The 25,379-nt window shown below is 64.3% G+C and carries 30 protein-coding genes and 1 pseudogene; 20 read left to right on the forward strand and 11 right to left on the reverse strand.

Going from position 1 to position 25,379, the window contains the following annotated elements:
• Positions 1-153 precede the first annotated feature (153 nt).
• Complete coding sequence (locus NKJ11_RS25370) at positions 154-522, reverse strand: YciI family protein (RefSeq protein ID WP_031213674.1); 369 nt, start codon at positions 520-522, stop codon at positions 154-156.
• A gap of 260 nt (positions 523-782) precedes the next feature.
• On the opposite strand from NKJ11_RS25370, the gene NKJ11_RS25375 reads away from it, so the two are divergent.
• From NKJ11_RS25375 to NKJ11_RS25385, 3 genes and pseudogenes are all read left to right on the forward strand, one after another.
• Positions 783-1,742: a TAXI family TRAP transporter solute-binding subunit gene (locus tag NKJ11_RS25375; protein WP_352613439.1), complete on the forward strand. Its 960-nt coding sequence runs from the start codon at positions 783-785 to the stop codon at positions 1,740-1,742.
• A 227-nt stretch (positions 1,743-1,969) separates the two neighbouring features.
• A pseudogene (locus tag NKJ11_RS25380) lies at positions 1,970-4,086 on the forward strand (TRAP transporter permease).
• The gene (locus tag NKJ11_RS25385) at positions 4,083-4,466 is read left to right on the forward strand and encodes a DUF1850 domain-containing protein (protein ID WP_352628860.1); all 384 of its coding nucleotides are present in this window, start codon (positions 4,083-4,085) and stop codon (positions 4,464-4,466) included. Before NKJ11_RS25380 ends, NKJ11_RS25385 begins: the two are co-directional and overlap by 4 nt.
• Before the next feature lie 180 nt (positions 4,467-4,646).
• Here the strand turns inward: NKJ11_RS25385 and NKJ11_RS25390 are convergent, their stop codons facing one another.
• Positions 4,647-5,108 carry a thiol-disulfide oxidoreductase DCC family protein gene (locus NKJ11_RS25390; RefSeq protein ID WP_502895849.1) on the reverse strand — a complete coding sequence of 154 codons (462 nt, stop codon included), beginning with the start codon at positions 5,106-5,108 and terminating at the stop codon, positions 4,647-4,649.
• 180 nt (positions 5,109-5,288) lie between these two features.
• Positions 5,289-5,429 carry a hypothetical protein gene (locus NKJ11_RS25395; RefSeq protein ID WP_023813501.1) on the reverse strand — a complete coding sequence of 47 codons (141 nt, stop codon included), beginning with the start codon at positions 5,427-5,429 and terminating at the stop codon, positions 5,289-5,291.
• Positions 5,430-5,578: 149 nt separating this feature from the next.
• Here NKJ11_RS25395 and NKJ11_RS25400 point away from each other — a divergent pair, with 149 nt between their 5' ends.
• From NKJ11_RS25400 to ligD, 3 genes are all read left to right on the forward strand, one after another.
• A complete protein-coding gene (locus NKJ11_RS25400) occupies positions 5,579-5,743 on the forward strand; it encodes a hypothetical protein (RefSeq protein ID WP_164893053.1) in 165 nt (54 codons plus the stop codon).
• A gap of 63 nt (positions 5,744-5,806) precedes the next feature.
• Positions 5,807-6,676, forward strand: a complete 870-nt coding sequence (gene ku, locus NKJ11_RS25405; RefSeq protein WP_128305295.1) for a non-homologous end joining protein Ku — start codon at positions 5,807-5,809, stop codon at positions 6,674-6,676.
• A 12-nt stretch (positions 6,677-6,688) separates the two neighbouring features.
• A complete protein-coding gene (ligD, locus tag NKJ11_RS25410; RefSeq protein WP_352613447.1) occupies positions 6,689-9,211 on the forward strand; it encodes a DNA ligase D in 2,523 nt (840 codons plus the stop codon).
• A 23-nt stretch (positions 9,212-9,234) separates the two neighbouring features.
• Here the strand turns inward: ligD and NKJ11_RS25415 are convergent, their stop codons facing one another.
• Entirely contained in the window at positions 9,235-9,909 is a 675-nt protein-coding gene (locus NKJ11_RS25415; RefSeq protein WP_352613449.1) for an ArsR/SmtB family transcription factor, read from the reverse strand.
• Positions 9,910-9,977: 68 nt separating this feature from the next.
• Between NKJ11_RS25415 and NKJ11_RS25420 the strand changes: the two genes are divergently transcribed.
• The 3 genes from NKJ11_RS25420 (at position 9,978) to NKJ11_RS25430 (ending at position 10,931) form a co-directional block, all read left to right on the forward strand.
• Positions 9,978-10,193, forward strand: coding sequence for a DUF1127 domain-containing protein (locus tag NKJ11_RS25420; RefSeq protein WP_352794560.1), 216 nt, complete (start codon positions 9,978-9,980; stop codon positions 10,191-10,193).
• 64 nt (positions 10,194-10,257) lie between these two features.
• Positions 10,258-10,590, forward strand: coding sequence for an NIPSNAP family protein (locus NKJ11_RS25425; protein WP_013528650.1), 333 nt, complete (start codon positions 10,258-10,260; stop codon positions 10,588-10,590).
• Positions 10,587-10,931, forward strand: a complete 345-nt coding sequence (locus NKJ11_RS25430; RefSeq protein ID WP_352794562.1) for an antibiotic biosynthesis monooxygenase family protein — start codon at positions 10,587-10,589, stop codon at positions 10,929-10,931. The genes NKJ11_RS25425 and NKJ11_RS25430 overlap by 4 nt, the downstream gene beginning before the upstream one ends.
• Positions 10,932-11,091: 160 nt before the next feature.
• Here the strand turns inward: NKJ11_RS25430 and mbfA are convergent, their stop codons facing one another.
• Positions 11,092-12,075, reverse strand: a complete 984-nt coding sequence (gene mbfA, locus NKJ11_RS25435; RefSeq protein ID WP_352554346.1) for an iron exporter MbfA — start codon at positions 12,073-12,075, stop codon at positions 11,092-11,094.
• Between the two features lie 173 nt (positions 12,076-12,248).
• On the opposite strand from mbfA, the gene NKJ11_RS25440 reads away from it, so the two are divergent.
• The 3 genes from NKJ11_RS25440 to NKJ11_RS25450 all read left to right on the forward strand — a co-directional run bounded on the left by NKJ11_RS25440 (position 12,249) and on the right by NKJ11_RS25450 (position 14,453).
• On the forward strand, positions 12,249-12,572 hold the full coding sequence (locus NKJ11_RS25440; RefSeq protein WP_024502197.1) for a hypothetical protein: 324 nt from the start codon (positions 12,249-12,251) through the stop codon (positions 12,570-12,572).
• A gap of 246 nt (positions 12,573-12,818) precedes the next feature.
• Entirely contained in the window at positions 12,819-13,802 is a 984-nt protein-coding gene (locus NKJ11_RS25445) for a threonine/serine dehydratase family protein (protein ID WP_352554347.1), read from the forward strand.
• A 51-nt stretch (positions 13,803-13,853) separates the two neighbouring features.
• Positions 13,854-14,453: a DNA-3-methyladenine glycosylase gene (locus NKJ11_RS25450; RefSeq protein WP_352613457.1), complete on the forward strand. Its 600-nt coding sequence runs from the start codon at positions 13,854-13,856 to the stop codon at positions 14,451-14,453.
• Between the two features lie 26 nt (positions 14,454-14,479).
• On the opposite strand, the gene NKJ11_RS25455 is transcribed toward NKJ11_RS25450, so the two are convergent.
• Genes NKJ11_RS25455 through NKJ11_RS25470 form a run of 4 tightly spaced genes read right to left on the reverse strand, consistent with a single transcriptional unit; the run spans position 14,480 to position 18,183 of the window.
• Positions 14,480-15,616 carry an ABC transporter permease gene (locus NKJ11_RS25455; protein WP_352613459.1) on the reverse strand — a complete coding sequence of 379 codons (1,137 nt, stop codon included), beginning with the start codon at positions 15,614-15,616 and terminating at the stop codon, positions 14,480-14,482.
• Entirely contained in the window at positions 15,613-16,533 is a 921-nt protein-coding gene (locus NKJ11_RS25460; RefSeq protein WP_352677906.1) for an ABC transporter ATP-binding protein, read from the reverse strand. The genes NKJ11_RS25455 and NKJ11_RS25460 overlap by 4 nt, the downstream gene beginning before the upstream one ends.
• A complete protein-coding gene (locus NKJ11_RS25465; RefSeq protein WP_352677908.1) occupies positions 16,530-17,483 on the reverse strand; it encodes an HlyD family secretion protein in 954 nt (317 codons plus the stop codon). Before NKJ11_RS25465 ends, NKJ11_RS25460 begins: the two co-directional genes overlap by 4 nt.
• Positions 17,484-17,496: 13 nt before the next feature.
• Positions 17,497-18,183, reverse strand: coding sequence for a CerR family C-terminal domain-containing protein (locus tag NKJ11_RS25470; RefSeq protein WP_352554353.1), 687 nt, complete (start codon positions 18,181-18,183; stop codon positions 17,497-17,499).
• Positions 18,184-18,287: 104 nt separating this feature from the next.
• Between NKJ11_RS25470 and NKJ11_RS25475 the strand changes: the two genes are divergently transcribed.
• The 3 genes from NKJ11_RS25475 (at position 18,288) to NKJ11_RS25485 (ending at position 20,588) form a co-directional block, all read left to right on the forward strand.
• The gene (locus NKJ11_RS25475) at positions 18,288-18,761 is read left to right on the forward strand and encodes a CYTH domain-containing protein (protein ID WP_352554354.1); all 474 of its coding nucleotides are present in this window, start codon (positions 18,288-18,290) and stop codon (positions 18,759-18,761) included.
• Positions 18,758-19,696, forward strand: a complete 939-nt coding sequence (locus NKJ11_RS25480) for a CHAD domain-containing protein (RefSeq protein WP_352554355.1) — start codon at positions 18,758-18,760, stop codon at positions 19,694-19,696. Before NKJ11_RS25475 ends, NKJ11_RS25480 begins: the two co-directional genes overlap by 4 nt.
• 85 nt (positions 19,697-19,781) lie before the next feature.
• Positions 19,782-20,588 (forward strand): C40 family peptidase, encoded by an 807-nt coding sequence (locus tag NKJ11_RS25485; RefSeq protein ID WP_128305306.1) that lies wholly within the window; start codon positions 19,782-19,784, stop codon positions 20,586-20,588.
• A gap of 65 nt (positions 20,589-20,653) precedes the next feature.
• Here the strand turns inward: NKJ11_RS25485 and NKJ11_RS25490 are convergent, their stop codons facing one another.
• Complete coding sequence (locus NKJ11_RS25490; RefSeq protein ID WP_245486339.1) at positions 20,654-21,655, reverse strand: helix-turn-helix transcriptional regulator; 1,002 nt, start codon at positions 21,653-21,655, stop codon at positions 20,654-20,656.
• Between the two features lie 146 nt (positions 21,656-21,801).
• Between NKJ11_RS25490 and NKJ11_RS25495 the strand changes: the two genes are divergently transcribed.
• Genes NKJ11_RS25495 through NKJ11_RS25510 form a run of 4 tightly spaced genes read left to right on the forward strand, consistent with a single transcriptional unit; the run spans position 21,802 to position 23,275 of the window.
• Positions 21,802-21,945, forward strand: a complete 144-nt coding sequence (locus NKJ11_RS25495) for a hypothetical protein (RefSeq protein ID WP_023813481.1) — start codon at positions 21,802-21,804, stop codon at positions 21,943-21,945.
• Positions 21,946-21,956: 11 nt separating this feature from the next.
• The gene (locus NKJ11_RS25500; RefSeq protein WP_352613473.1) at positions 21,957-22,301 is read left to right on the forward strand and encodes a hypothetical protein; all 345 of its coding nucleotides are present in this window, start codon (positions 21,957-21,959) and stop codon (positions 22,299-22,301) included.
• A complete protein-coding gene (locus tag NKJ11_RS25505) occupies positions 22,294-22,812 on the forward strand; it encodes a hypothetical protein (RefSeq protein ID WP_352613475.1) in 519 nt (172 codons plus the stop codon). The genes NKJ11_RS25500 and NKJ11_RS25505 overlap by 8 nt, the downstream gene beginning before the upstream one ends.
• A gap of 22 nt (positions 22,813-22,834) precedes the next feature.
• Positions 22,835-23,275: a hypothetical protein gene (locus NKJ11_RS25510; RefSeq protein ID WP_164893054.1), complete on the forward strand. Its 441-nt coding sequence runs from the start codon at positions 22,835-22,837 to the stop codon at positions 23,273-23,275.
• Positions 23,276-23,288: 13 nt separating this feature from the next.
• Here NKJ11_RS25510 and NKJ11_RS25515 read toward each other — a convergent pair whose 3' ends face one another.
• On the reverse strand, positions 23,289-24,086 hold the full coding sequence (locus NKJ11_RS25515; RefSeq protein ID WP_128305308.1) for a helix-turn-helix domain-containing protein: 798 nt from the start codon (positions 24,084-24,086) through the stop codon (positions 23,289-23,291).
• A gap of 111 nt (positions 24,087-24,197) precedes the next feature.
• Here NKJ11_RS25515 and NKJ11_RS25520 point away from each other — a divergent pair, with 111 nt between their 5' ends.
• The gene (locus NKJ11_RS25520) at positions 24,198-25,058 is read left to right on the forward strand and encodes an SMP-30/gluconolactonase/LRE family protein (RefSeq protein WP_352613134.1); all 861 of its coding nucleotides are present in this window, start codon (positions 24,198-24,200) and stop codon (positions 25,056-25,058) included.
• The last annotated feature ends 321 nt before the right edge of the window (positions 25,059-25,379 follow it).

The raw sequence follows: 25,379 nt of genomic DNA on the forward strand, positions 1-25,379 counted from the left end.
TGCCGTCACCGTCTTCGACCGTGATCCCACCGCCGTGGGGGGGGCGGGGGGGGGGGGGGGGGCCCCCGCCCCCCCCCCCCTCCTGGGCTTGGCCGCCCGGCGGGCCGGCGCGGCCCCCCCCCCGGGCGATGTCCGGGCGACTGTCCATCACCGTCATTTCTTGGGCATGTAGTCGGCCATTTCCCAGATCGGCCGCAATTCGACCGTGCCGGTGCTGGCTGCCGGACAGCGTGCCGCCCATTCGATGGCTGTATCGATGTCAGCCGCCTCGATCATGTAGAAGCCGGCAAGCTGCTCCTTGGTGTCGGCATAGGGGCCGTCGATCACGTTGGTCTTGCCGTCAGCGATCCGCACCGAGGTGGTGGCCTGGGTCGGGCGCAGCCTTTCGCCAGCCAGCCACGCACCGGATTTCTTCAACGCTTCGGTATAGGCGCCATAGGCCGCGCTCATCTGCTGGGCCTTCTCGATCGGCGTGTTCGCCAATGCGGCTTCGTCGCTATTGATCAAAATCATGTATCGCATGGTCTTCTCCCGTTTTGCGAAGGCCGCGTCCTTGCGAGGCCGGACGTATGTCGCGCGGCAGTGGCCGATTTCGACAGGCTGCTCAAAAAACTTTCGGCCCCGATGGCTTTTTGTGCAAGCCGCCATCTGTTTCCTGATCCCTCAACCGTTCGTCTAACGAGCGCAATTGCGGGTTGGCATTTGCGGCTCGCTGTCTAAACTCGCCCCGGTTCGCATCTAGGAGGCGGTGCGGTCGTCGATATTTTCAGGGAGGAGATCCGATGTTCAATTTCAAAACGAAATTCGTTGCAGCCGGCGCCGTGGCGCTCTCGCTTGGCCTGGGCACCATCTCAGCCAGGGCGCAGGAATTCATCAATGTGCTGACCGGCGGCACATCCGGCGTCTATTATCCGCTCGGCGTGGCGCTGTCGGAAATCTACGGCAAGGGCATCGAAGGCGCACGCACCCAGGTACAGGCGACAAAGGCTTCGGTCGAAAACCTCAATCTGTTGCAGCAGGGCAAGGGCGAGATTGCGTTTGCGCTGGGCGATTCCGTCAAGCTGGCCGCCGAAGGCAATGCCGAGGCCGGTTTCCCCGGCAAGCTCGATAAATTGCGCGGCATCGCCGCCATCTATCCCAATTATATCCAGATCGTCGCCAGCCAGGAGTCCGGCATCAAGACGCTGGCCGACCTCAAGGGCAAGAGCCTGTCGGTCGGCGCGCCTGCCTCCGGCACCGAGCTCAACGCCCGCGCCATCTTCGCCGCCGCCGGGCTGAAATATGAGGATCTCGGCCGGGTCGAATACCTGCCCTTCGCCGAATCGGTCGAACTGATCAAAAACCGGCAGCTCGACGCCACGCTGCAATCGGCCGGGCTCGGCGTCGCCTCGATCCGCGACCTCGCCACCTCGGTGCCGATCAATGTCGTGGCGGTGCCGGCCGAGGATGTCGCCAAAATCGGCTCGCCCTATCTTTCGGTGGTCATTCCCAAGGGCACCTATGAGGGCCAGAGCGAGGATGTCGCGACCGCCGCCGTCGGCAATTTCCTCATCACCCGCGCCGATGTCTCCGACGAAACCGCCTACCAGATGACCAAGCTTTTGTTCGAGCATCTCGACCAGCTTGCCGCGGCGCATGCCGCTGCCAAGGCGATCGACCCGGCCAAGGCGCTCGACGGCATGCCGGTGCCGCTGCACCCCGGTGCCGAGCGTTATTACAAGGAGAAGGGGCTGTTGAAGTAAGACGCGTGGCAACCTGACATGTCTTCGCCAGGCGCCCCCCTCTGCCCTGCCGGGCATCTCCCCCTCAAGGGGGGAGATTGGACGTCACCACACCCTTCGCCAATCGCTAACGTTGCAGGACGTGCGCAGACACCAACGCTGCTGATCTCCTCCCTTGAGGGGGAGATGCCCGGCAGGGCAGAGGAGGGCGCCACGCACTACACTTCGCTCCTTTTGGAGACCGTCGGATGAGCGAAGCAACGTCTGGAACAATACCCGACGGCAAATCCGCCACCTTCCATCTTCCTGTCGTCGAAGAGCAGGTTGAAGGGCTGCCGCCGGGCTTCGGCGACGGCCTTGCAGGCAAGGCCGCTTTTCTCATCGCTGTCGCCTTTTCCGTGTTCCAGATCTATGTCGCCGCCTATGGCAGCATTCCGAGCCAGGTGGTGCGGGCCATGCATGTCGGCTTCCTGCTGCTGCTCGGCTTCGGCCTGATCGCCAATCTGCGCGCCAAAAGCATGCCGGCCAAAGCCGCGTTCTGGACGCTCGGCGTGCTCGGTTTCGGCACCGGCCTCTACAATTGGGTGTTCTACACCGACCTCATCCGGCGCTCCGGCTTCCTGACCACGCCGGACCTGATCGTCGGCGCTGTGCTGGTGGTGCTGGTCTTCGAGGCGGCGCGGCGGCTGATGGGCCTGCCGCTGGCGGTCATCGCCTTCATCTTTCTCGCTTACTGCTTTTTCGGCAACCATCTGCCGCCGCCGCTCATCCATCGCGGCTATGATTTCGCCCAGCTGGTCGACACCTTCGCCTACGGCACCGAAGGCATCTACGGCACGCCGATCTATGTCTCGGCCGCCTACATCTTCATCTTCGTCGTCTTTGCCGCCTTCCTCGAACGTGCCGGCATGATCGCGCTGTTCAACGATTTCGCGCTGGGCCTTGTCGGCACATGGCGCGGCGGCCCGGCGCAGGTCTGCGTGCTGTCGTCGGCGCTGATGGGCACCATTCCGGCTCGGGCGTCGCCAATGTGGTGGCCAGCGGCCAGTTCACCATCCCGCTGATGAAGCGCTTCGGCTTCCGCTCGGCCTTTGCCGGCGCCGTCGAGGCGACCTCCTCGATGGGCGGCCAGATCATGCCGCCGGTGATGGGCGCGGTCGCCTTCATCATGGCCGAGACGCTGAACGTGCCTTATGCCGAAGTGGTCAAGGCGGCGATCATCCCGGCGCTGCTCTATTTCGGCGCCTGCTTCTGGCAGGTGCATCTGGAAGCCGGCAAGGCCGGCCTGCACGGCATGGCCAAGGCCGAGCTGCCCAACCCGTGGGACGCGGTGCGGCAACACTGGCCGCTGGTGCTGCCGCTGGCAGCGCTGATCTATCTGCTGTTGGCCGGCTACACGCCGATCTTCGCCGGCACGATGGGCCTGGCGCTGACCATCGTGCTCATCCTCGGCACGCCGCTGGCGGCGGCGATCGGACCGCTCGCCTTCCGCATCGTCTTCTGGATCGCGCTCGGGCTTGCCGCCGCCTCGTTCATGAAGTTCGGCGTCAACCTCCTCGGCCTGGTGATCGCCGCACTGGTCGTTGCCTGCTTCACGTTCAAGGGCGGCCGCGAGACGTTGCAAATCTGCGTCGACTCGCTTGCCGAAGGCGCCAAGAACGCGCTGCCGGTCGGCATTGCCTGCGCCATCGTCGGCATCGTCATCGGCACGCTGACGCTCACCGGCATCGCCTCGACCTTCATCGGCTGGATCATCTCGATCGGCCAGGACAATCTGTTCCTGTCGCTGGTGTTGACCATGGTCACCTGCCTGGTGCTCGGCATGGGCATCCCGACCATCCCCAACTACATCATCACCTCGTCGCTGGCCGGGCCGGCGCTGCTGGAACTCGGCGTGCCGCTGCTGGTCAGCCACATGTTCGTGTTCTATTTCGGCATCATGGCCGATTTGACGCCGCCCGTGGCGCTGGCCGCGTTTGCCGCCGCACCGATGGCTAGGGAAAGCGGCCTCAAGATCGGCATCCAGGCGACCAAGCTGGCTATTGCCGGCTTCGTCGTGCCGTTCATGGCGGTCTATACGCCGGCGCTGATGCTGCAGGACGCCGGGCCAATCGCCGCCCAGTTCGGCTATCCCGCCGAGGTCGCATACATCGTCGCCAAGGCGTGCATGGGCATCGTGTTGTGGGGTGCCGCCGCCGTCGGCTTTCTCGCCCGCCGCATGGCGTTGTGGGAACGGCTCATCGCCTTCGCGGCCGGCGTGCTTCTGGTCGCTGCGGTGCCGCTCACCGACGAGGCCGGCTGGGTGCTGGCGCTGGCCTGGATCGGCTGGCACTGTTTTCGCTCACGGCAGGCCGCTAAAGCATGAGCCTGTGCATCCTGGCCGCCGGCAAGACGGTGACGCTCTCCGTTGCCGCCTTCACCCTGTCCTGGACGCATTCGGTGGAACGGACGCGGTGGGAGGAAGACTGGAAGGTCACGCCTACCGGCCTGCAGTTGGTCGAAGCCCGGATCGAGGGCTCGGGCGCCGGCATGGAGCCACCGGAAGGCGCGCTGCTGAAGGAGGGTTGGTGGAGCTATGCGCCAGAGATCGACCCACAACGACGCGTTGTGCTCGCCGCTTCCGGCGCGACCGGCGACGGCTGGACACTGTGCACGGTTCAGGGCTGCAGGGAATTGGGCATGGCTGCAGGCGGACCGATCGTGCTGGAGCCGTGCGGGCCGGATGGCACGAGCCAACCACGATAATGCGTGATCGGCCTTCAGAGCAGATGAGAAATCTCGCCGGGAACGCGGAAGCGGCTTCCTCGGCGGCTTCGAACAATGTGGGCAGCGATCACAGCCACCTTGGCAACGCAAATGGACAATGCAGCCGCCAGAAGCCGTCGGTGTTAGATGAGACGCTTCACGCGCTGCTCCCCACGTTTTCTAGCCAAGGAACCGTTCCCGCAGCTCGGGTGCGGGGATCTCGCAGCTGTCCTTCCTGCCGAACAGGGCGTAGCGGTTCTTGGCGATGCGATCGTAGAGCCAACCACGCAGCGGGCGCGGCAGCAGCAGCAGTGTTTTTGCCGCCCGCCAGGGCCAGCCGAGTTCCGCCATGACGGCGACGAAGCTGTCCAGCCGCGTGAAGGCGACGCCGTCGATCAGGACGAGATTGGTTTCGTAAGAGTCCGTGCGCAGTCCATGCTTCCGAAACAGCGTTTCACCGAAGGGCGACTGCGCGCTGGCGAAGCGGAAACGGCCTTGGCGGTCGAGCCTGACCACCATGCGCACGAAGCCGGAACAGAGCACGCAGACGCCATCGAAAACGATCAATGGATGGCGTGCGTCGAGAGTTGTTCCGGAGGGACGGTTTGACTTGGGTCGACTGGGTTGGGAATGGTCGGTCAAGCTGGCCTCGGCTGCTCGTGTCCTACGACACTAAGCCGGGCCAGCGTCGGTATCAAAGCCGTGGCGATGTCGCACGGCGCCTGTCGGCGAGAGCGGGACGCTCGGCGCGATAGGTGGTGGCGCGGGTAGAGGCGGCGGGCCTGCAGATCCGGCTGTCGTGGCGATTTTCGAAAGCCATGATCAGTGCGCGCCCAGCGAGTTGCCGCGACGGGCGCAGGCCGGGCCGGGGCCGCGCATGTAATAGCGCTCGGGCCGATAAGTCGGCGCGATGAATTCGCGGATTGCGGCGGCATAGCCGATGAGGTGCGCGAGGAAGTTCATTACCCTGGTCCCTGTCCCGATTTCGGATGTCCCTTCCGAATTGCGGTCATCATAGCGTCGAGGCGTGAATAGTCGGTGAACGTGATGTTAATATCTGGTCGAAAATGCCTCGCTTCGTGGCTGGAATGCGGCTGATTCGGGGTCTTTCGGTGCAGTTGGTCGGCATTCCGGTCAATGTGACTTTTGCATCACATATGTTTCGTTTGAATGTCGCCCGTGCGCGGTTCTGTTTCAACTTTTGCCGCGCTCGCGAAATTTCCGTGCTGGCGGCCAGAACGCCACGGGTGGCCCTCGGCATCCAGATCGGCGCGTGAGCGCGGAACTGGAGCGCGGTCTGTCCGTTCTCACCTTCATCTCGTTCTGGAAGGGAAGAGCTCATGGCGCCGCGTCCGGCCTGGAAGGGCTATCTGAAGCTATCGCTGGTCACCTGTGCCGTCGAACTGACCAATGTCGTCACCCACACGGAGCGGGTCTCGTTTCGCATTCTCAACCGCAAGACCGGCAACACGGTGAAGCGGCTCTATGTCGATGCCGAAACCGGCAAGCCGCTGGAGGAGGATGAGGAGGTCAAGGGCTATGAACTCGACGATGGCGATTTCATCCATATCGAGGAGGACGAGATCGAGGCGGTACAGATCGAATCCTCGCACACGATGGCGCTGGACGGTTTCGTCGACAAAGCTTCGATCCAGCAGATCTATCTCGATACGCCCTATTATGTCGCCCCGGCCGACAAGGTGTCGGAAGAGGCGTTCGCCGTCATCCGGGATGCGATGGCGGGCAAGAAGATGGCCGGGTTGGCGCGTATCGTGCTCTACCGACGCGAACGGCCGGTGGTTATCGAGCCGCTCGGCAAAGGGATGGTGCTGACGACCTTGCGCTACGACAACACGGTGCGCCAACCGGAAACCGTGTTCGGCGACATCGAGTCCGTGAAGACCGATCAGGAGATGACCGACCTCGCCGAGTTGATCATCGACAAGAAGAAGACGAAGTTCGACCCCTCGAAATTCGACGACAAATACGAGGAGGCGCTGCTGGAGCTGATCCGCGCCAAGAAGGCCGGCCACAGGGCGCCGAAGGCCAAAGCGGCGCCCAAACCTTCCAATGTCGTCAATCTGTTCGACGCGCTGAAGAAGAGCCTGTCGGACTCCGGGTCATCGAAAAAGCCTTCTTCGGCGAAAGCCAAGCCGGCGGCCAAACGCGCCAAGCCGAAAGGCAGCGCGCCCAAACGCAAATCGGCCTGAGGAACCCAACGGATGGCCAGCCTCGAACAATATCATTCCAAGCGCGATTTCAAGAAGACCGCCGAACCGGCCGGCAAGGTTGCCCTGGCCAAGAAGGGCGAGGCCGGCGGCATCTTCGTCATCCACAAGCATGCCGCGACGCGGCTGCATTACGACCTGCGGCTCGAGCATGACGGCGTGCTATGGAGCTGGGCGGTGACGCGCGGCCCAAGCCTCGACCCGCATGAGAAGCGGCTCGCCGTGCATGTCGAGGACCACCCGATCGACTATGCGCCGTTCGAGGGCACCATTCCCAAGGGCGAATATGGCGGCGGTTCGGTCATCGTCTGGGACGAGGGCACCTGGACCCCCGAGATCGACCCGGCCAAGGCGATGAAGAAGGGCCATATCAGCTTTGAGCTTGAGGGCCACAAGCTGCATGGGGCATGGCATCTGGTGCGACTGAAGCCGCGTGCGGGTGAAAAACGCGACAACTGGCTGCTGATCAAGTCGGACGATGCCGCAGCGCGTCCTGGCGAGGATATTCTCAAGGAGGCGCCAGAATCGGTGAAGTCCGGCCTGACCATCGAGGAGGTCGGCGAGGGCAAGTCCGCAAAGGGTGAGAAGCCGAAAGTATGGCATTCCAACAAGCCGGCCGCCGGCAAAGCGAAACCCGGCAAACGCCTCGACTTCATCGAGCCGCAGCTGGCCACGCTTGAGCGCGATGCACCGCCGGGCAAGGACTGGCTGCATGAGGTGAAGTTCGACGGCTACCGCATGCAGGCGCAGATCGCCGGCACCGATGTGCGGCTGCTGACCCGGACCGGCCTCGACTGGACAAAGAAACTCGGCAGCGAGATCGTCGCGGAGCTGGCCGGGCTGAAGTGCAGCGACGCCATCATCGATGGCGAGGTGGTCGTGCTCGCCGACAGCGGCGTCTCGTCTTTCGCGCTGCTGCAGCAGGACCTGTCGGCGAAGCGGACGCATCGGTTCGTCTATTACGTGTTCGACCTGATGCGCCTCGACGGAAGGGATTTGCGCCGCGAGCCGCTGGTCGAGCGCAAGCAGGCCTTGCAGGAGCTGCTCGGCGAACAGTCCGACAATCCCGCGGTCCGCTTCAGCGACCATTTCTCCGAACCTGGCAAGATCATGCTGGAGCATGCCTGCCGCATGGGCCTGGAAGGCGTCGTCTCAAAGCGTGCCGATGCCCCCTATCGCAGCGGCCGAGGCCCGACCTGGGTGAAGTCGAAATGCACGGCGCGGCAGGAATTCGTCATCGGCGGCTATCTGCCGTCGGACAAGACCGGGCGCGGATTGCGCTCGATCCTCGTCGGCTTCCATGAGGGCGGCAAGCTGCATTATGCCGGCCGCGTCGGCACCGGTTTTTCGGGCAAGGGCGCCAATGAGCTGAAGGCAAAACTCGATGCATTGACGGCAAAAACATCGCCCTTCGCAACCGCCGTGCCGAAGGGAAAGGGCCTGGTCTGGGTCAAGCCCGAGCTTGTCGGCGAAGTGGAGTTTCGCAGCTGGACCTCGGACCGTATAATACGCCACGCCTCGTTCCAGGGATTGCGCGAGGACAAGGCGGCGGAGGAAGTCGTGCAGGAAAAGCCCAAAGCGTCGACAGGCAAGCCATCGACAGGCGAGAGCACGGCCAAGCCGGCACCGGGTGGCAAAGCCGCTAGATCGATGACGACCACGGTAAAACTCTCGCACCCCGACAAGCTGCTGTGGCCGGACGAAAACATCTCAAAGCGGGGCCTGCTCGACCATTACGCGCAGGTTTGGCCGCGCATGGAACAGTTTGTCGTCAACCGGCCGCTCAGCCTGGTGCGGGCGCCGGACGGTGTCGGCGGCCAGCGTTTCTTCCAGAAACATGCCTCGGCCGGCATGAGCGACAAGATCGCCCGCATGAAGGACCCTAGTGACGGCGAGGAGATCCTGTACATCCGGGATTTCGATGGTGTTGCCGCACTGGTCCAGTATGGCGTGGTCGAGATCCACATTTGGGGGTGCACGATCGATGAGATCGAAAAGCCCGACCAGATCATCTTCGATCTCGATCCCGATGAAGGTGTGGACGTGAAGGCGGTGCGCGAGGCTGCACTCGATATCAGAGGCAAGCTCGACGAGCTGTCGCTGCCGAATTTCGTCAAGACGTCGGGCGGCAAGGGTTTTCACGTCATGGTGCCGCTGAGACCAGCGGCGGATTGGGAGGAGGTCAAAACCTTCGCCCATGATTTCGCCAGGGCGCTGGAGCAGGGTGCCCCCGACCGCTACACGGCGACGCTGTCGAAAAAAGCGCGCACCGGAAAGATCTTCGTCGACTATCTGCGCAACGGCAGGGGCTCGACGACGGTCGCGCCCTATTCGTCGCGCGCCAAGAAGGGCGCCACCGTGTCGATGCCGGTGAGCTGGCCAGAGATCGAGGCCGGCTTGGCGCCGAACGCTTTCCCGATCGGCGACAAGACGACGCTGAAGCAATTGGCGAAAGCCGATCCGTGGAAGGAGTTTTTCGGGCGGGGGAAGGTGTTGAAGCGGGGGGGAGCCTCGTGAAGGTGTGAGCGAGCGCCAACACCTCAACTCAAAAACACCCTCTCAAACGCCTGCTTGCCCGGCGGCGAGAAGATCACCGCGCGGCTGTCCTTCTCGCGGCGCGCCCATTTCTCGGCAAGGATCTTGTCGAGGATGGCGGCGCCCAGCGTGCCGGCGAGGTGTGAGCGCCGCACGCTCCAGTCGAGGCAAGCGCGGCACACCGGCCGTCGCGGCTTGGTGTAGACGTCGATGCCTATCGCCGCGAAATGCGAAGCCGCCGATGGCCCGAGCCTGATCTCCTGCTCGTCGCGGACCAGTACGTTCTTGGCGACGAGCCGATCGAGCATCGCCACCGCCTGCTCGCCGGCGAGGTGATCGTAGCAGACGCGCGCCACGCGCATGGCGCCATCGCGCGGACCCGGGCGCACACGCTTTGGACCGACGGCTTCCGCGACGCCTGTGATGGCTTCGATCATGCCCGCCACCTGCGGTCCGGCGAGGCCGTAATAGCGATGCCGGCCCTGGCTCGCCACCGTGAGCAGCCCGCCTTCCATCAGTTTGCCCAGATGCGAGCTGGCGGTCGGCAGCGAAACGCCGGCCTCGAGCGCCAGTTCGCTCGCCGTCAGCGCCGTGCCGCCCATCAGGGCATTCAGCATGTTTGCGCGTGCCGGGTCGCCGACCAGGCTGGCTATGCGGGCGATGTCTGGTCCTTCGCGCATGGTTCGTTCCTCATCGAAGCATCCTCGTCAGATAACCACTATTCTCAGGTGAGATCAAGGAGACGACGATGGCCGCACGAACCGCTTTCCCCGCAGCCCCACTTCCCAGCCGCCGATCGTTCCCGTTCGTCACCTGGCTTCGCTCGCGGCTGCTGGCCCGCTGGTATGACCGCCATTTGCAGCGTCTCGACCTGGCCGAGATCGACGATCACCTGCTGAGCGATCTTGGGCTGACGCGGCGAGACGTGCGCCGCGAATGCGCGAAGTCTTTCTGGCAGCCCTAGCAGACCAGACGAGACAACGTTTCGGCGCCGCTCGAACTATCGACGCAACCCCAAGGAGACCACAATGACCATCACCTGCTTCATCCGCTACGAGATCGACCCGTTCGGCAAGGCGGCCTTCGAGGAGTATGCGCGCAACTGGGGCCAGGCCATTCCACGTTGCGGCGCCGATCTGATCGGTTACTACGCGCCGCATGAGGGCTCGGCGACGACCGCCTATGCCGCCTACAACATCGAGAGCCTGGCGGCCTACGAAGCCTATCGCGCCAGGCTTGCCGCCGATCCCGCCGGCAAGGCAAACTACGAATTCGCCAAGCGCGAGAGATTCATCCTGAAGGAGGATCGCATGTTCCTGAAACTGGCCTCAGGCCCGCACGCGAAACTGGTGCTGCCGTGATTGCCGTCATCTTCGAAGTCGAGCCGGCGGAAGGCCGGCGCGACGCCTATCTGAGGATCGCCGCGGACCTGCGTCCACTGCTCGACGGCATCGACGGCTTTCTTTCCATCGAGCGTTTCCAGAGCCTGGCCGATCCGAACCGGATCCTGTCGCTGTCATTCTGGCGCGACGAGGAAGCCGTGAAGGCCTGGCGCAACACCGAGGAACACCGCCAGGCGCAGAAGGCCGGCCGTGGCGGTATCTTTGCCGGCTACCGATTGCGCATCGCCCATGTGGTGAGGGATTATGGGCTGAAGGAGAGGGACGAGGCGCCTAGGGATAGCCGGGCGGTGAATGGGTGAGTGGTAGCCGATCGCCGCGCCGTCGCCCCCTCATCCGGCCGCTTCGCGGCCACCTTCTCCCCCAGGGGAGAAGAGTTGGCGCCGGCGCTGGTAGTCTCCTCTCCCCTCGGGGAGAGGTCAGCCGAGCGAAGCGGAGGCTGGGTGAGGGGGCGCTTTGCGGTTACGCATTCCCGATCAGCACGCCGGCCGCGAACACCAGGGCGCCGCCCAGCACCACCTGGAAGGCGGCACGCAGGAAGGGCGTCTGCATGTAGCGGTTCTGGACAAAAGCGATCGCCCACAGTTCGAAGAACACCACCACTGCAGCGACACCCGTCGCCGTCCAGAAGCTCGGAATGAGATAGGGGAGCGCGTGTCCGAGACCGCCCAACGTCGTCATGATGCCGACGGTCAAACCGCGCTTGATCGGCGAGCCGCGGCCCGACAGCTTGCCGTCGTCGGAAGCGACCTCGGTGAAGCCCATCGAAATGCCGGCGCCGATCGAAGCGGCAAGCCCGACCAACAGCGTCTGCCAGGTGTCATGCGTGGCAAAGGCAGCGGCAAAGATCGGCGCCAGCGTCGACACCGATCCATCCATCAGCCCGGCCAGCCCTGGTTGCACATAGGTAAGGATGAACTGGCGCTGCTCGGCGCTGGCCTCCTCGGCCTTGACGGCGCCCGGTACATGTTTCTGCTCCAGCCGCTGCGCCAGGGTCTCATGGCCCAGTTCGGCCACCGCCAGATCGTCGAGCAGTTTTCGCGTCGAGGCATCTGCCGTGCGCTTGGCCGCCTCGACATAGAAAAGGTAGGCTTGCCGCTCCATCGCCTCGGCTTGGCTGCGCACGTGCTCGATGCCGAGCGGCCGGACCAGCCAGTCGGGCTTGCGCTCGTAATAACCCTTCACATGTTCGCGCCGGATCAGCGGTATGCGCTCGCCGAACCGCTTGCGGAAAAGCTCGATCAGCGCATCGCGATGGCCATCCTCTTCCTCGGCCATCTCCTCGAACACTTTCGCCGATTGCGGGAAGTTTTCCGTCAGCCCGTCGGCATAGGCGCGGTAGATGCGTCCATCATCCTCCTCGGACGAAATGGCCAGCGCCAGGATCTCCTGTTCGGACAGCGATTCGAAGGGACGGCGGCCGAAGCCGAAAACACGGGAAAGCATGAGGAATTCACCCTAGTTTAGAATAGTTCTAAACTAGGGTTTTGAGCGCCTCCGGTCAATTGCGCGCTCGGTCGCGGTCAAGAATTGTTGAAGCTCGTAAGCCGGGCTGGCCCTTCATTATCAGTGAATGTTCACCTATATAATTTTACCTAACCAGAACAAGGAACCGGCAGATGACGGCAAAACAGCCTCCGCATCCCTATGACCCAAAGCCCGTTCTCGATCTCATCGCCAGCATCGAGGCCGACCTGCAGCGCCTGAAGGGCCTGGTCGAACAGCAGGTCGAGAAATTCGACCCCGCCAATCCCCACAACAAGGCGCCGGATGGCAAACTGACCGAGGAAGGCGTCGAGTGCTGCTACCGCATGTTCGACGAGGGCAAGTCGCGCTACTCGGTCGCCCAGCAGATGAAGATCTCGTTTGCCGCCGCCAGCCACCGGTTCAACAACTGGCGCAAGCTGGGTGGGAGCAAGAGGCAGAGAACGCTGTTGGGGTGAGAACCCGGTTCGCCGCAGGCGAATTGAAAGGTCCGGTGGACCTTTCAAAGGATTCGGACCGGGGAGCTGCCGCAGGCAGCGGGCCCCGGTTGAGACGCTCGGCCATAGCGGAGCGAGACGGCGGCGGGCGTGCCGCCGTGGCGTTGCCGGTTGCCCCGCCAAACTTTGTGACGGTCACATTTTTTCATTGGTGCGCCACATCTTTTTGCGGGCATCATGGGAAGACCCCCGTCCACTGGACCTCACATGACCGCCATATCCCCTCCCGGCATCGCCGACATCCACGCCGCCGCCGCACGTCTCTCCGGCCTGATCGTCGAAACCCCCTTGATCGAATCGCAGGAGCTGAACAAGCGCTTCGGCGGCCGCATCCTGTTCAAGCCGGAGACGCTGCAGCGCACCGGCTCGTTCAAATTCCGTGGCGCCTACAACAAGCTGTCGTCGCTGAGCGAGGAGGAACGCAGTCGGGGCGTCGTCGCCTTCTCGTCGGGCAATCATGCGCAGGGCGTCGCGGCGTCGGCGGCGATGTTCGGCGTCGAGGCGGTCATCGCCATGCCTTCGGACGCGCCGGCGATGAAGATCGCTAACGTCCGCAAGATGGGGGCGGAGGTGGTGCCGTTCGACCGCTTTCGCGACGACCGCATGACCGTGGTTCGCCCTTACATGGAAAGGGGCATGGTGCTGGTGCCGCCTTTCGACGACCCGGCCATCATTGCCGGCCAGGGCACGATCGGCCTCGAATTGATGCGCCAGGCAAAAGTGCTTGGCGTCGACCTCGACGCGGTGATCGTCCCCTGTGGAGGCGGCGGCTTGTCGAGTGGCATCTCCGTTGCCGTCAAGGACGCCTCGCCTGACACCGCGATCTGGGCCGTGGAGCCCGAGCATTTCGACGACACCCGCCGGTCGCTGGCCGCCGGTGCCAGGGTTTCGAACGAGCCCGGCCATAGCTCCATCTGCGACGCGCTGCTGACCGCCGAGCCTGGCGTGATCACCTTCGAGATCAACCGCAGGAATCTCACCGGCGGCATCGCTGTCTCGGACCAGGCGGCGGCGCAGGCGATGCGCGACGCCATGGCCTATCTCAAGCTGGTGGTAGAGCCCGGCGGCTGCGTGGCGCTGGCGGCACTGTCATCGGGCGAGATCGAACTGTCGGGCAAATGCGTTGCCGTGGTGCTGTCCGGCGGCAATGTCGATTTCGGCACTTATGCCGGGATCATGGCGGCTGCTTAAAGCGGTGACAGGCGGGTCGAGCGGATACCCTGAAATCCGGCAGCGCTGAGCATGGCCATCCACCGCCCGCTCGCGCGCTCGGAACTGCTTGGTGATACGGCATCGCTGGCCCGCACTCTCATCGGCAAGATCGTGGTGCGCGAGCTTCCTGAAGGCGTCGTCAGCGGCCGCATTGTCGAGACCGAGGCCTATGTGACCGGCGACGCCGCCGGGCACGGCTACCGGGGCATGACGCCGCGCAACCGTTCGCTGTTTCTCGAGCCTGGGCACGCCTATGTCTATCTCGCCTACGGCATCTCCTACATGCTCAACGTTTCGAGCGAGATGGTGGGGACCGGAACCGGCGTGCTGATCAGGGCGCTGGAGCCGCTCGAAGGCATCGCGATCATGCGGCTCAATCGCGGCATCGAGCGTTTGCGCGACCTGGCGCGGGGACCGGGAAGGCTCGCCCAGGCGTTGCGGATCGATCGTTCGCTCGACGGGCTCGATCTCTGCCGCGAAGGCCCGCTATGGCTCGGACATGATGGTGGCGAACCCGGCGAAATCGGGAAGAGTGTCAGGATCGGCATCTCGAAGGATGCGGACCGCCTGCTGCGGTTCTATGTCAAAGGGAACCCGTTCGTCAGCGGTCCAGCTTCGCTCAACGGTTAAGCGATGGCCGCTGATTGGCCTTGACCCTAATCCAGCGTCCGCCTGAACCGCACCAATGCCACACCGGCAAACAAGGCCACGAACACCACCAGCCAGCCGATCTCGCCTGCCACTGCGGGCAGTTCAGCGCCCTTCAGCATCACGGCGCGGGTGATGCGCAGGAAATGCGTCAGCGGGAATATCTCGCCGAAGATTTGCGCCCAGTCCGGCATGCCGCGATAGGGGAACATGAAACCCGACAGCATGATCGACGGCAGGAAGAAGAAGAAGGTGAGCTGGAGCGCCTGCATCTGCGTGCGGGCGACGGTCGAAATCGTGTAGCCGAGCAGCACCAGCGCCAGCACGAAGATCAGCACGGCGGTCAACAGCAGCGACATCGACCCGGTGAAGGGGATTGCGAACAGCAGCTTCGCCGCCGCCAGCACCACCACCACCTGCACGCCGCCGACCGCCAGATAGGGCAGCACCTTGCCCATCATGATCTCGAGCGGGCTCGACGGCATGGCCAGAAGGTTCTCCATCGTGCCGCGCTCGGTCTCGCGCGTCAGCGCGATCGAGGTCATCATCACCATGGTCATCTGCAGGATGACGCCGAGCAGGCCGGGCACGATGTTGTATTGCGAGATGCCTTCGGGATTGTAGCGCCGGTGTACGACGACATCGAGCTGACCCTTGGCGGCCTCGGCGGCGGCTTCCTGCGTGCCTTGCGCCCTCAGCAGCGCCTGGCTGGCGACGGTGCCAAGCGTCGAGATGGCGCCGCTGGCCACAGCCGGGTCGGTGGCATCCGCTTCGATGAGTATCTGCGGGTTGTTGCCGCTCTCCACCCTCCTGGCGAAATCGGCGGGGATGGTGACGACGAAGGCGACGTCGCCGCGCGATATCAGGAACTCGGCCTCGGCGGCACTTTGCGCGACATGGTCGAAACGATAGTAGCCGGTGGTCTGCAGCGCCGCGACAATGGCACGCGTGTAGGGATCGTTGCTCGTCGCCACGAGTGCCGCCGGCAGGCTCTTCGGGTCGTTGTTGATGGCGTAACCGAAAAGCACCAACTGTATCAGCGGCACGCCCAGCATCATGGCGAAGGTGATGCGGTCGCGCCGCATCTGGATGAATTCCTTGATCAGCAGCGCGCCAAGCCGGGCGAAGGAAAAGACGCTGTTCATGCCATGTTGTCCTTCGAGCCGGACATGAACTGGATGAAGACGTCCTCGAGGCTGGTTTCGCCGGGCGAAACTTTCACGCCCTTATGTTCTTTCTCGACGTCGGCGAGTGCGGCTTCGAGCTTCTTCCTGTCGGAGCCGACGACATGCAGCGTCGCGCCGAACGGCGCCACCTGGTCGACGCCGGGGCGGCCCTGAAGCGCTTCGGCGACCTGATCGAGCCGCGGGCCCTGCAGGACAAACGTGGTCAGCCCGGCATTTTTCACCACTTCGGCGACGGTGCCGGTGGCCAGCATCTTGCCGTAGGAGATATAGCTGATGCGGTGGCAGCGCTCGGCTTCGTCCATGTAGTGGGTGGAGACCAGCACGGTCAGCCCGCCGCTGGCGAGGCGATGGATCTCGTCCCAGAATTCGCGCCGCGCCTTCGGATCGACACCGGCCGTAGGCTCGTCAAGCAGCAGCAATTTCGGCTTGTGCATGATGCAGGCGGCCAGCGCCAGCCGCTGCTTCCAGCCGCCCGACAAGGTGCCGGCCAGCTGGTTGCGGCGCGACGCCAGGCCGAGGTCCTCCAACGTGCGCGCCACATGCTCCTCGACCGGCTTCAACCGGTAGAGCCGCGCCACGAATTCGAGATTCTCGCCGATCGTCAAATCCTCGTAGAACGAGAATTTCTGCGTCATGTAGCCGACTTCACGCTTGATGCGCAGGCTCTCGGTGCGGATGTTGAAGCCGAGCACCGTGCCTTCGCCTTCGTCCGGCGTCAGCAGGCCACACATGATGCGGATGGTGGTGGTCTTGCCCGAACCGTTGGGCCCGAGAAAGCCGACGATCTCGCCCTCGGCGACCGACATCGTCACATGGTCGACGACGGTCTTGTCGCCAAAACGCTTGACCAAGCCATGGACGTCGATGGCGTTCATTTTGCACTGTCCGCGAGATCAACATCGACGATCTGGCCGGGCTGCAGCGGCCCGGCATCGCCCTCCGGCCGCGCTTCGACCAGATAGACCAGCTTCTGCCGGTTCTCGAGCGAATAGATCACCGGTGGCGTGAACTCGGGATCCGGCGAGACATAGCTGACGCGCGCCTTCACATCCGGGCCGCAGCCGTCGCAATGGACGCCGAGCAAGGTGCCGACCTTGACCGAGGAGAAAGCGTTCTCCGGGATGTAGACGCTGAGCTTGACCGCGCCGTCGGGCAGGATCGAGATGACAGGCGCCGTCGGACCTGATGTATCGCCCGGATTGCGGATGACATCGTTGACGCGGCCCGGAGAAGGCGCTGCCAGCACCCGCTTCGACAGCCGCCATTGCGCCTGCTCCAGGGCCGCCTGCGCCTGCTTGACCTGATTGTCGGCGGCCTTGATCGTCTCGGGGCGTGCCGGCAGGCCGCCGACGGCGAGATTGGCATTGGCCTGGCCGACCTGCGCATTGGCCGTTTCGAGCGAGGCCGACGCGGTGTCGAAGTCGGCTTGCGTGCCGGCGCCGCGCTTGAACAGATCGGCGGCGCGGTCGTATTTGCGCTTGGCGTCGGCGGCCTGGGCGCTGGCCATGTCGACCTCGGCCTTCAGCACGGCGATCTCTTCCGGCCGCTTGCCGATCTGCAGGTCGGCCAATTGCGCCTGGGCCTGGGCAAGGCCGGCCTGCGCCTGCGCCACCGCGATTTTTGCGTCGGCACTTTCCAGCGTCACCACGGTCGTGCCGGGCACCACACGGTCGCCGCGCTTCACAGCGACGGTCTCGACCTGCGCCACCTCGATCGGCGCCAGCAGCACGTAGTCGCCCTCGACATAGCCGACGGCCAGCGGGGCTGCCGGGGCACAGGCCGAGAAGAGCTGCGCGGCGAGCGGCAGCGAACACAGAAAGCTCATGGTCTTTGCCCCTTCATGCTTTGCTCTTTTTGGAAGCCAATATGGCCTTGAGATTACCCGATGTGACCGCCACCACCTTGGCCGCCTCGGCGGCGCCGATGTCGTTCCAGCCCATGCGGCGCATCACCGCCTCGCGGCCGATGCGGAAATAGATGACCTGGCCAATCAGCGTGAACACGGTGAGCCTTGTGGCCTCGCTTTCGGCGGGCTCGCCGGTTGCCTGTTCCCAGAGTTGGCACAGCCGGCGATGGCTCGGCTCGAAGACACCGTCATAGATACGATCGAGGGCTGCCGTTGGATGGGAAAGTTCGCGCAGGATGAACTGCACGATCTCGCCGGCCTGCGGACTGGCCACGACAAAGCCGACCATTCGCTCCAGCGCCGCGAAGAGCTGCGCCTGCGCTGCCTCGGGACCGACCGGCGCGGTCGCCTGCGCGTTGCCGAGCGCCGGGCCGGCGACCGTCTGGATGGTCTCGACGATAAAGTCGGCGGCGGCCGTGCGAAGACCCTCCTTGCCGCCGAAATGATAGGCGATCGAGCCGATATTGGCTTGCGCCTCGGCGGCGATCTCGCGCGTCGAGGTGCCATCGAAGCCCTGCCTTCCGAACAGCTTCAGCGCCGCCTGGACAAGGGCCGCGCGCGTCATCTCGGCGGGAGATGCTTCGCGGCGAAGGTTTTTGGCATCGGGCTGCTTGATCATTTCGCGACTTTAATCAATCGATTGATTAAAGTCAATTCACGAACGTCAATCCGTGTATGTCATCGTCTTGCCACGGATAGCGGCAACCGCTTTAGTGCGCGGCCATGGGTAAGGAAGTCGAACGAAAATTCCTGGTCACCAGCACCGCATGGCGGGAGCTGGCCGAGGCGGATATCCGCATTCTCCAGTTCTATCTCGCTGCCGGCCCCGAGCGCACGGTGCGCATTCGCATCAGCGATGGCACTTCCGCCAGGCTGACGCTCAAATTCGGCAGCAAGGCGCGCGAACGCGACGAATTCGAATATTCGATCCCGCTGTCGGAGGCGGTGGAGATGCTGGACTTCGCCATCGGACGTGTCATCGAGAAGACACGTCACCATGTTAGGCACCGTGGCTATCTCTACGAAATCGATGTCTTTGGCGGTCCGCTTGCGGGACTTGTGATCGCCGAACTTGAGACGCCGGAGGACGTGCCGGACGAAATGCTGCCTGACTGGCTCGGCCGCGAAGTCACCGGCGAGTCAAAGTTCTACAACGCGTCGCTCGCCCTTGGGGGGATACCGGAGATCGCCGCATGAGCCTTCGTATCGATCCGCGCCTGCCGCTGACCGGCGAGGTCAGGCGTATCCTTGCCGAGGAAATCGGCAAGGCGCTGCATCACCTTGACGCCGCACGGAGCCGCCCGGAACAGGCGCTGCACAAATGCCGCAAGCGACTGAAGAGCGCCCGCGCCCTGCTGCGGCTTGTTCGTTCCGGCGACGAAACGTTCTGTGAGACCGAGAACCAATGCTATCGCAATGTGGCCGGCCTGCTTGCCGGTCCGCGCGAGGCGACTGCGCTGATCGAGACCATCGACCGGCTGGCGGCGAGCTTTCCCAAGGAGAGCGCCGACGATGGGCTTACTGCTGCGCGCGACAGGCTGATCGCGCGCCAGCATGAACTGCACGAAGGCAGCGGGCTCGAAGCGGCGATCGGCGCGGCGACCGCCGCTTGCGAGGATGGCCTCAAACGCATCGAAGCGCTGGCCTTGCCCGACCAGCCGGAACAGGCGGCCGACGTGCTTGCCGAAGGTGCCCGCGTCACGCTGCGCCGTGCCAGGAAGGCGCTCGACAAGGCCGGATCGCGGGGCGCGGCCGATGATTTCCACGATTTGCGCAAGGCGGCCAAGACCCACGGCATGCATCTGTCGCTGCTCGGCAGGCTGTGGCCGACACCGATCAAGGCCCGGCGCAAGGCGGTCGACGAACTGGGCGAGCGGCTGGGCGACCTGCACGATGTGCTGGTGATGCGCGCGCTGCTCGAGGCCGACGACCAGCCGCTCGGGCTGCCCGAGGACACGAAACTTCTGGGCAAGCTGTTGAAACGGTCGGAGAAGCAGCTGAAGAAGAGCTGCCTTGCTGAGGCGGCCGAACTGTTCAGCGACAGTCCCAAACGCTCGACACGCAAACTGGCCCGCAAGGCGCGTGACGATCTGGCTGCGCCGCCGGAAGAGGCCGCTGCGACGGCAAGCTGACTTGGCGCCTTCCTCTCGGTCCGGACAGGGGGAGGAAAGGCGTGCGCTAGCCCTCATTACCCGCCCATGCTAATCGCCATGGGGCATGACCGAGCCCGGCGACACGCTTCTGGATCGACTTGGCCGCTGGCTTGCCGGCCGGCTGCAGGAAGAATCCTCCGGCTACGAGCCCTACACACCGTCCGATGCCGAAACGCTGCGCCGCACGCTTGAGCCCGGCGACATCCTGCTGATCGAGGGCAACCAGAAGATCTCGGCGGCGATCAAATACCTGACCCAGTCGACCTGGTCGCATGCGGCCTTCTATGTCGGCGACGCCTTGCCAGAGCCGCAAGACGGCTCGGAGCGGCCGCGGCTGATCGAGGTCACGATCGGCGAAGGCTGCGTCGCCGTGCCATTGTCGCGCTACCGCACCTACAACACCCGCATCTGCCGGGCGAGCGGGCTGGCGCCGGAGGATCGCGACAAGGTCGTCGCGTTCATGATCGGCAGGCTCGGCCTGAAATACGACCTCAAGAACATTTTCGACATGCTGCGTTTTTTCTTCCCGACACCGCCGGTGCCGGTGCGCTGGCGGCGCCGCATGCTGGCCTTCGGCTCCGGCGACCCGACACGGGCGATCTGCTCTACGCTGATCGCCGAGGCCTATGGCCAGATCCGCTATCCGATCCTGCCCGAGATCACCCGTGCGCCCGGCCGCGCCTCGGCGCAGTCGAATTACTCGCGCAAGGAGATCCTGCACATCCGCCACCACTCGCTCTACACGCCGCGCGATTTCGACCTGTCGCCCTATTTCCGCATCGTCAAGCCGACGCTGGAATATGGTTTCGACTACCGGGCGGTGACCTGGGATGACAAGGTTGCCGATCCCGGGGCGAAGGCCGCCGAATAGACGCGATCAAATGAGTCCAACCGCGTGGACGGCCCGGGAGCGCGCCGGTCGGCGGCGCTTTGGCGTCAGTGCTTGCAAGCCGCAGCGCGCACGTCCGAGGGAGTAGCGTCATAACGCCGACGGAACGCCCGATTGAAATAGGAAAGGTCGTTGAAGCCGGCCTCGTAGGCGATCGCGGTGATGCTGCGTCCGGCATGGCGTGGATCGCCGAGCATGCGATGGGCGCGCGCCAGCCGCTGGTTCATCATGAAATCAATCAAGGATGTGCCATCGCTCTCGAACAGCTTGCGGACGTAGCGTGCCGACAGTCCGTGGCGGGCGGCGACGTCCTGCGCCGACAGGTCGACATGGCCACCATGCGCGACGATATCGGCCTTGATGGCGCGCAAGCGGGCAACGCTGACGCCACGGCCGCGTGCGATCTGGGCCGCATCCCTGGTCGCGCCCATGGCGAGTGCGGCAAGGTCGAAGACATGCGTCGCCGCAAGGTGGCAGGCCTCCGCGGTCAACTCGTCTCCGACCTCCTGGATCGAGCTGATATAGTCGAGCAACAGCCGCATCGCCCCGCTCTGGGTCGGCAAGGGCCGCATAAGGACCGCGGCCGGATCGCCGATCAGAGGCGAAAGCTGCTTGCGCGAAAAACTGAGATTGACGAAGCGGAACCCGCCGGCGCCGATCAGGTTGAGGCCAACCTCTTCACCGCTCATCATGAGCGCCTGGCCGTTGCCGACCGCCTCCTCGCGGCCGCGATGCTTCATCACGCTGCCCCCGTCGAGGGCCGCCAGAAGAACGAAGTCGTCGTTGTCGATCAGCGACGACGTATGATGCACCCGGAATTCCGATGAGCTGCCGGTGGCGATGCCGAGGCCCGGCAACGCGCGCACCCGCATGTCGATCTGCGCCGGCGCCAGCGGATCGAGGTCCACCCTCAGAACGGTGCGGCCGTAAACCTCGCGCGTAATCTCGACGCGATCCCGCTCCGGAAACATCTCCGTCGCCAGCCTGAACGAAGCTGACGGCCCCATCGTCGCAGTCATCGACACCCCCATGCCCAAGAGCGCGGTCATATGCGCCGCGGCCTGCAAAACGTCAATCCCGGGCCGTTTTGGCCGCTTTCAGTGCCGTTCTGTCCAAGCTGACCCCCTTCGATGCCCCTAGTTTGCGGCGCGATTCCAAAACCGGAACCGCATTGGCGGCAATCCAAGGGGGCACGATGTTTCATTTGCAATTGTTCAAGACGCTGTCGGCACTGGCCGCGGCGGGCTTCAATCCGCGCGTCTATCTGCTGTCGATCGCCTTGGGCAACGCGGTGACCGATCATCGCGAGGCCAAGCTGCCGCCGCGCGCTGCCCGATGATGAGCAGCACCATGAAAAGGATCATTTTCCTGGCCCTGACCCTTGCCCTGGCGGGCTGCCAAACGGGCCAGGCCGACAACAACCCGGCATCGATCGCGAGCGCGGCCGGCAGCAAGAAGGCCCAGAACGAACCGACGACGGAAACGGCCTGCGCCGATGCCGCCAAGACGGCGGCGAAGGCGCAGACCAATGCGGCTCTGCTCGGCGGTGTCCTGTCGATGGCGGGGGGTCTTGGCGGTCTGGCTGGCAATGGTGGGGTCATTGCCGGCCAGGCCGCCTCGATCGGCGGCTCGGTTCTGCAGTCCCAGGCGACGAGCAGTGCCCGGGCCGGCATTGCGGAGGATTGTTATGGCTGAGCGGCGTTTCGCAGCCATGCGCCGGCTGGCCGGCGCGCTCGCACTTGCCGGCATGATCTTCGACAGCCCGCAGGCCTTGGCGCTGACAGCGCGGGATGCGTCGGCGGTCGTCGGCCTGATCGAGGCCTTGCAACCCGAATTCGGTCAGTTCGCCTATGACGAGGAGATCGCCGCCGACTGGTACGAGCGCGATGCCGCGGACAAGGGCTTGATCGGCACAGCCGGTTTCACCGCCGATAGCTGGAAGATCGCGCTTGGCGAGACCATGCGCGGGTTCCTGGCGACGATGCCGGTCGCAGAACTCGATGCCATTTTCGCCAAGCTCAGGAATGCCATATCCGGCATGAAGGAGCTGACCGACGCACAGAAGACAGAGACCATCGCCGCCATCGACGAAGAGGTCGAAGGGTTGATGGCTTTGCGGGCCGAGGGCGACCCCTTCGCCGATGTCGTCAGGCCGCTGACGCCAAAAATCCGCAGCCTCATCCTCGGCCCGGCGATGGGGCGATAGGATGTTGGGCAACAGGAAACGGGTGGCGGGAAAAGCAACTCCGAGCGGGAGCCTCGAGGCCGAACATCGCGGCATTTTTCCAACCACGGCACGTGTCAGGCGGGGCAGCCCGATCGCGATGCTTATCTGCCTGCTGGCGTCCAGCTGCAGCCAGACGGCCGCCAGCCCGCCGATCACGCCAGAGCAGCATGCGCAATTGGCGGAGCTGGCGGCCGGCCCGGACTCGCCGGAGGGCCTTGGCGAGGCCCTGGCTGCAGTCGAGGCGACCAGGAAAATGCAGGACTGCAGGGCCAGCATGAACGAGACGGCCGGGCAGATGAAGATGATGGGCGCGGTCAATGGCGCGGTCGGCATCGCCGGCCGCATGGCAGGCCCAGGCGGCAAGACAGCGGCGAAAATGGTGGCCATCGGCACCGCCAGGGCCGTGCGCGGCAAGCTCAGCCGCCAGATGCAATCATGCTGAGACGATTGGCCGATCAGGCCGGCAGCGGCCGCCGTGTCTTGGCGGCCGGGTCCGTTGCTCTCGCACCGGCATCTCGCGCGTGCGGCCCGATCGGCATGATCGCCGGGAATGGCGTCGCGCCAAAGGCAAACGTCCATTTGTAGCCGACCAGCCCGTCTTCCGGCGTCGTGTGCTGGTCGTGATGGGCCAGCAGTTTGGCGCGATCGGCGAGGTCCTGCGCCTCGCGTCGCACCATCTCCGCCGTCTCCGGCCGCATCCGCCTGCTAAAGCTGACGAAGGTCGCTTCCTTGTCGATATGGGTGATCGCCCAGCCGATGAAGTTCTTGTTGGTCATCTCGAACAGCGGCCGCAGCGGCCCTTCGAAATTCCACTGGATCGGCGTCTCGACAAGCAATCTCGCCGTGAGCCCGCGGCCGAGCGCGATCAGGCCGAGCTCCTCGAGATCGCGCAGATAGAGGAACATCGAGGCTTCGCTCAGGCCTTGCGAGCGCATGATGCCCTCGGGCGTGAATTTTTCCGACAGCATGACGAAGATGAACAGCAGTGCCGGCCGGCCGGCGAGCCTGCGTTCGATCTCCGGCGCGATGTGGTTGACCGGCCCAGGCCCCCGGTTCATCGAGCCGAGCACGTTCTCCAGCTCGACACCGGCGGCAGCGCAGATCTCCACCAGCCGGTCGAGCTTGCAGTTGCGCTCGTGGAAGATGCGCTTCACCGTCGGCTCGGAAACCCCCATGCGTTCGGCAAGCTCGCGATAGGTGACGCCCTTCGCCTTCAGCGTCCGCTTCAACGCGTCGAAGATAAGGCCGTTCATGGAATGCACCTCTTGCCGTGGGTTTCGTATCGACTTTCGATACTAGCGGTTATCGGCCTTTCCGGAGTATCGAAAATCATAGCTCTCCGCCGTCATCACAGGAGAGCAGCCATGAACACCCTCGTCACATCAGCCTTTCTCGCCGTCATCGGCATCGCAGCCGCGCCTGCCGCCGAGGCTGGAGAACTCTGGCGCGCCACCGGCCTCGAACAACCGGAATCGGCACTGTTCGACGCAGCCAACAATCGCCTTATCGTTTCCAACATATCAGGCAATCCCGGCGAGGCCGACGGCAACGGCTATCTCAGCGTGCTGTCCGTGGACGGCAGGACGGTCACCCGGCACTGGACCGACGGCATGGACGCGCCCAAGGGTATGGCGATAGCGGGCGGCAAGCTCTATGTCGCCGACATCACCAAGGTTCGCGTCGTCGACCTCGCTAGCGGCAAGCTCGTCGCCAGCATCACGGTACCGAACGCTGTTTTCCTGAACGACATGACATCGGACCAATCAGGCAAGATCTATGTCACCGACATGCTGGCCGACACGATCTATCGCATCGACGGCGAACAACCGGAACTGTTCGCTAGGGATGCGATGCTGGCTTCGCCCAACGGCGTCTTCGCCGATGGCGACAGGCTGATCGTCGCCTCCTGGGGCAAGGGCATCAAGCCCGACTTCAGCACGGCGGAGCCGGGTGGGCTGCTGTCGGTCGACATCGCCAGCAAGGTGGTTTCGCCCTTGCCGGGCGCGCAGAAATTCGCCGATCTCGATGGCGTCATAGCCATCGGCGACACCATCTACGCCACCGCCTACATGACCGGCACGCTCTACCGCTATCAAGCCGGCGGCGCGCCGGAAGCGTTGGCGCATTTCAAACCGGGCAGCGCCGACATCGGCACCGACGGCAAGTCGATCCTCTATGTGCCGTTGATGAACGAGGGCGAAGTGGCTGCGCTGAAGCTCGACTGAGAGCCATGATCGGTGCCTCAGGGCCGATCTCTGAGACGTTCGCCAACAGCCCCTGTCGTTCATCGGCGAGGATCGCCAACTCGAACTCTTATTGTGGCTAGTAAACGACGTCGCCCGGATCGGCCCGCCAAGCGCCAATAGCGTACATTGCCAAGCAGATATTTTGATGTCGCCTTTGGGCCGGTAGCAGTCCGTCAGCTTCTAGTGGAGAGGCATCGAAAGCGGACATCGGGTTGCGGGCGTACCGACGGCTCAATTGGGGCCGGCAGCAGACTGGCTGGTATTGTCGGGCAGCCGACGGTGGCGACGACGTAGGGAGAC

It is taken from the genome of Mesorhizobium sp. M0243 (assembly GCF_040321775.1).
Lineage (GTDB): Bacteria > Pseudomonadota > Alphaproteobacteria > Rhizobiales > Rhizobiaceae > Mesorhizobium.

Excerpts from the sequence above, each read along its gene's own strand:
- NKJ11_RS25505 (WP_352613475.1), top strand. The coding sequence starts at position 22,294 with ATGGCTGAGCGGCGTTTCGCAGCCATGCGCCGGCTGGCCGGCGCGCTC.
- NKJ11_RS25490 (WP_245486339.1), bottom strand. The coding sequence starts at position 21,655 with ATGACCGCGCTCTTGGGCATGGGGGTGTCGATGACTGCGACGATGGGG.
- NKJ11_RS25495 (WP_023813481.1), top strand. The coding sequence starts at position 21,802 with ATGTTTCATTTGCAATTGTTCAAGACGCTGTCGGCACTGGCCGCGGCG.
- NKJ11_RS25425 (WP_013528650.1), top strand. The coding sequence starts at position 10,258 with ATGACCATCACCTGCTTCATCCGCTACGAGATCGACCCGTTCGGCAAG.
- NKJ11_RS25485 (WP_128305306.1), top strand. The coding sequence starts at position 19,782 with ATGACCGAGCCCGGCGACACGCTTCTGGATCGACTTGGCCGCTGGCTT.
- NKJ11_RS25415 (WP_352613449.1), bottom strand. The coding sequence starts at position 9,909 with ATGCGCGAAGGACCAGACATCGCCCGCATAGCCAGCCTGGTCGGCGAC.
- NKJ11_RS25370 (WP_031213674.1), bottom strand. The coding sequence starts at position 522 with ATGCGATACATGATTTTGATCAATAGCGACGAAGCCGCATTGGCGAAC.
- ku (WP_128305295.1), top strand. The coding sequence starts at position 5,807 with ATGGCGCCGCGTCCGGCCTGGAAGGGCTATCTGAAGCTATCGCTGGTC.
- NKJ11_RS25515 (WP_128305308.1), bottom strand. The coding sequence starts at position 24,086 with ATGAACGGCCTTATCTTCGACGCGTTGAAGCGGACGCTGAAGGCGAAG.
- NKJ11_RS25420 (WP_352794560.1), top strand. The coding sequence starts at position 9,978 with ATGGCCGCACGAACCGCTTTCCCCGCAGCCCCACTTCCCAGCCGCCGA.
- NKJ11_RS25470 (WP_352554353.1), bottom strand. The coding sequence starts at position 18,183 with ATGATCAAGCAGCCCGATGCCAAAAACCTTCGCCGCGAAGCATCTCCC.
- NKJ11_RS25520 (WP_352613134.1), top strand. The coding sequence starts at position 24,198 with ATGAACACCCTCGTCACATCAGCCTTTCTCGCCGTCATCGGCATCGCA.
- NKJ11_RS25500 (WP_352613473.1), top strand. The coding sequence starts at position 21,957 with ATGAAAAGGATCATTTTCCTGGCCCTGACCCTTGCCCTGGCGGGCTGC.
- NKJ11_RS25465 (WP_352677908.1), bottom strand. The coding sequence starts at position 17,483 with ATGAGCTTTCTGTGTTCGCTGCCGCTCGCCGCGCAGCTCTTCTCGGCC.
- NKJ11_RS25385 (WP_352628860.1), top strand. The coding sequence starts at position 4,083 with ATGAGCCTGTGCATCCTGGCCGCCGGCAAGACGGTGACGCTCTCCGTT.
- NKJ11_RS25440 (WP_024502197.1), top strand. The coding sequence starts at position 12,249 with ATGACGGCAAAACAGCCTCCGCATCCCTATGACCCAAAGCCCGTTCTC.
- NKJ11_RS25450 (WP_352613457.1), top strand. The coding sequence starts at position 13,854 with ATGGCCATCCACCGCCCGCTCGCGCGCTCGGAACTGCTTGGTGATACG.
- NKJ11_RS25375 (WP_352613439.1), top strand. The coding sequence starts at position 783 with ATGTTCAATTTCAAAACGAAATTCGTTGCAGCCGGCGCCGTGGCGCTC.
- NKJ11_RS25475 (WP_352554354.1), top strand. The coding sequence starts at position 18,288 with ATGGGTAAGGAAGTCGAACGAAAATTCCTGGTCACCAGCACCGCATGG.
- NKJ11_RS25395 (WP_023813501.1), bottom strand. The coding sequence starts at position 5,429 with ATGAACTTCCTCGCGCACCTCATCGGCTATGCCGCCGCAATCCGCGAA.
- NKJ11_RS25445 (WP_352554347.1), top strand. The coding sequence starts at position 12,819 with ATGACCGCCATATCCCCTCCCGGCATCGCCGACATCCACGCCGCCGCC.
- NKJ11_RS25455 (WP_352613459.1), bottom strand. The coding sequence starts at position 15,616 with ATGAACAGCGTCTTTTCCTTCGCCCGGCTTGGCGCGCTGCTGATCAAG.
- ligD (WP_352613447.1), top strand. The coding sequence starts at position 6,689 with ATGGCCAGCCTCGAACAATATCATTCCAAGCGCGATTTCAAGAAGACC.
- NKJ11_RS25460 (WP_352677906.1), bottom strand. The coding sequence starts at position 16,533 with ATGAACGCCATCGACGTCCATGGCTTGGTCAAGCGTTTTGGCGACAAG.
- NKJ11_RS25480 (WP_352554355.1), top strand. The coding sequence starts at position 18,758 with ATGAGCCTTCGTATCGATCCGCGCCTGCCGCTGACCGGCGAGGTCAGG.
- mbfA (WP_352554346.1), bottom strand. The coding sequence starts at position 12,075 with ATGCTTTCCCGTGTTTTCGGCTTCGGCCGCCGTCCCTTCGAATCGCTG.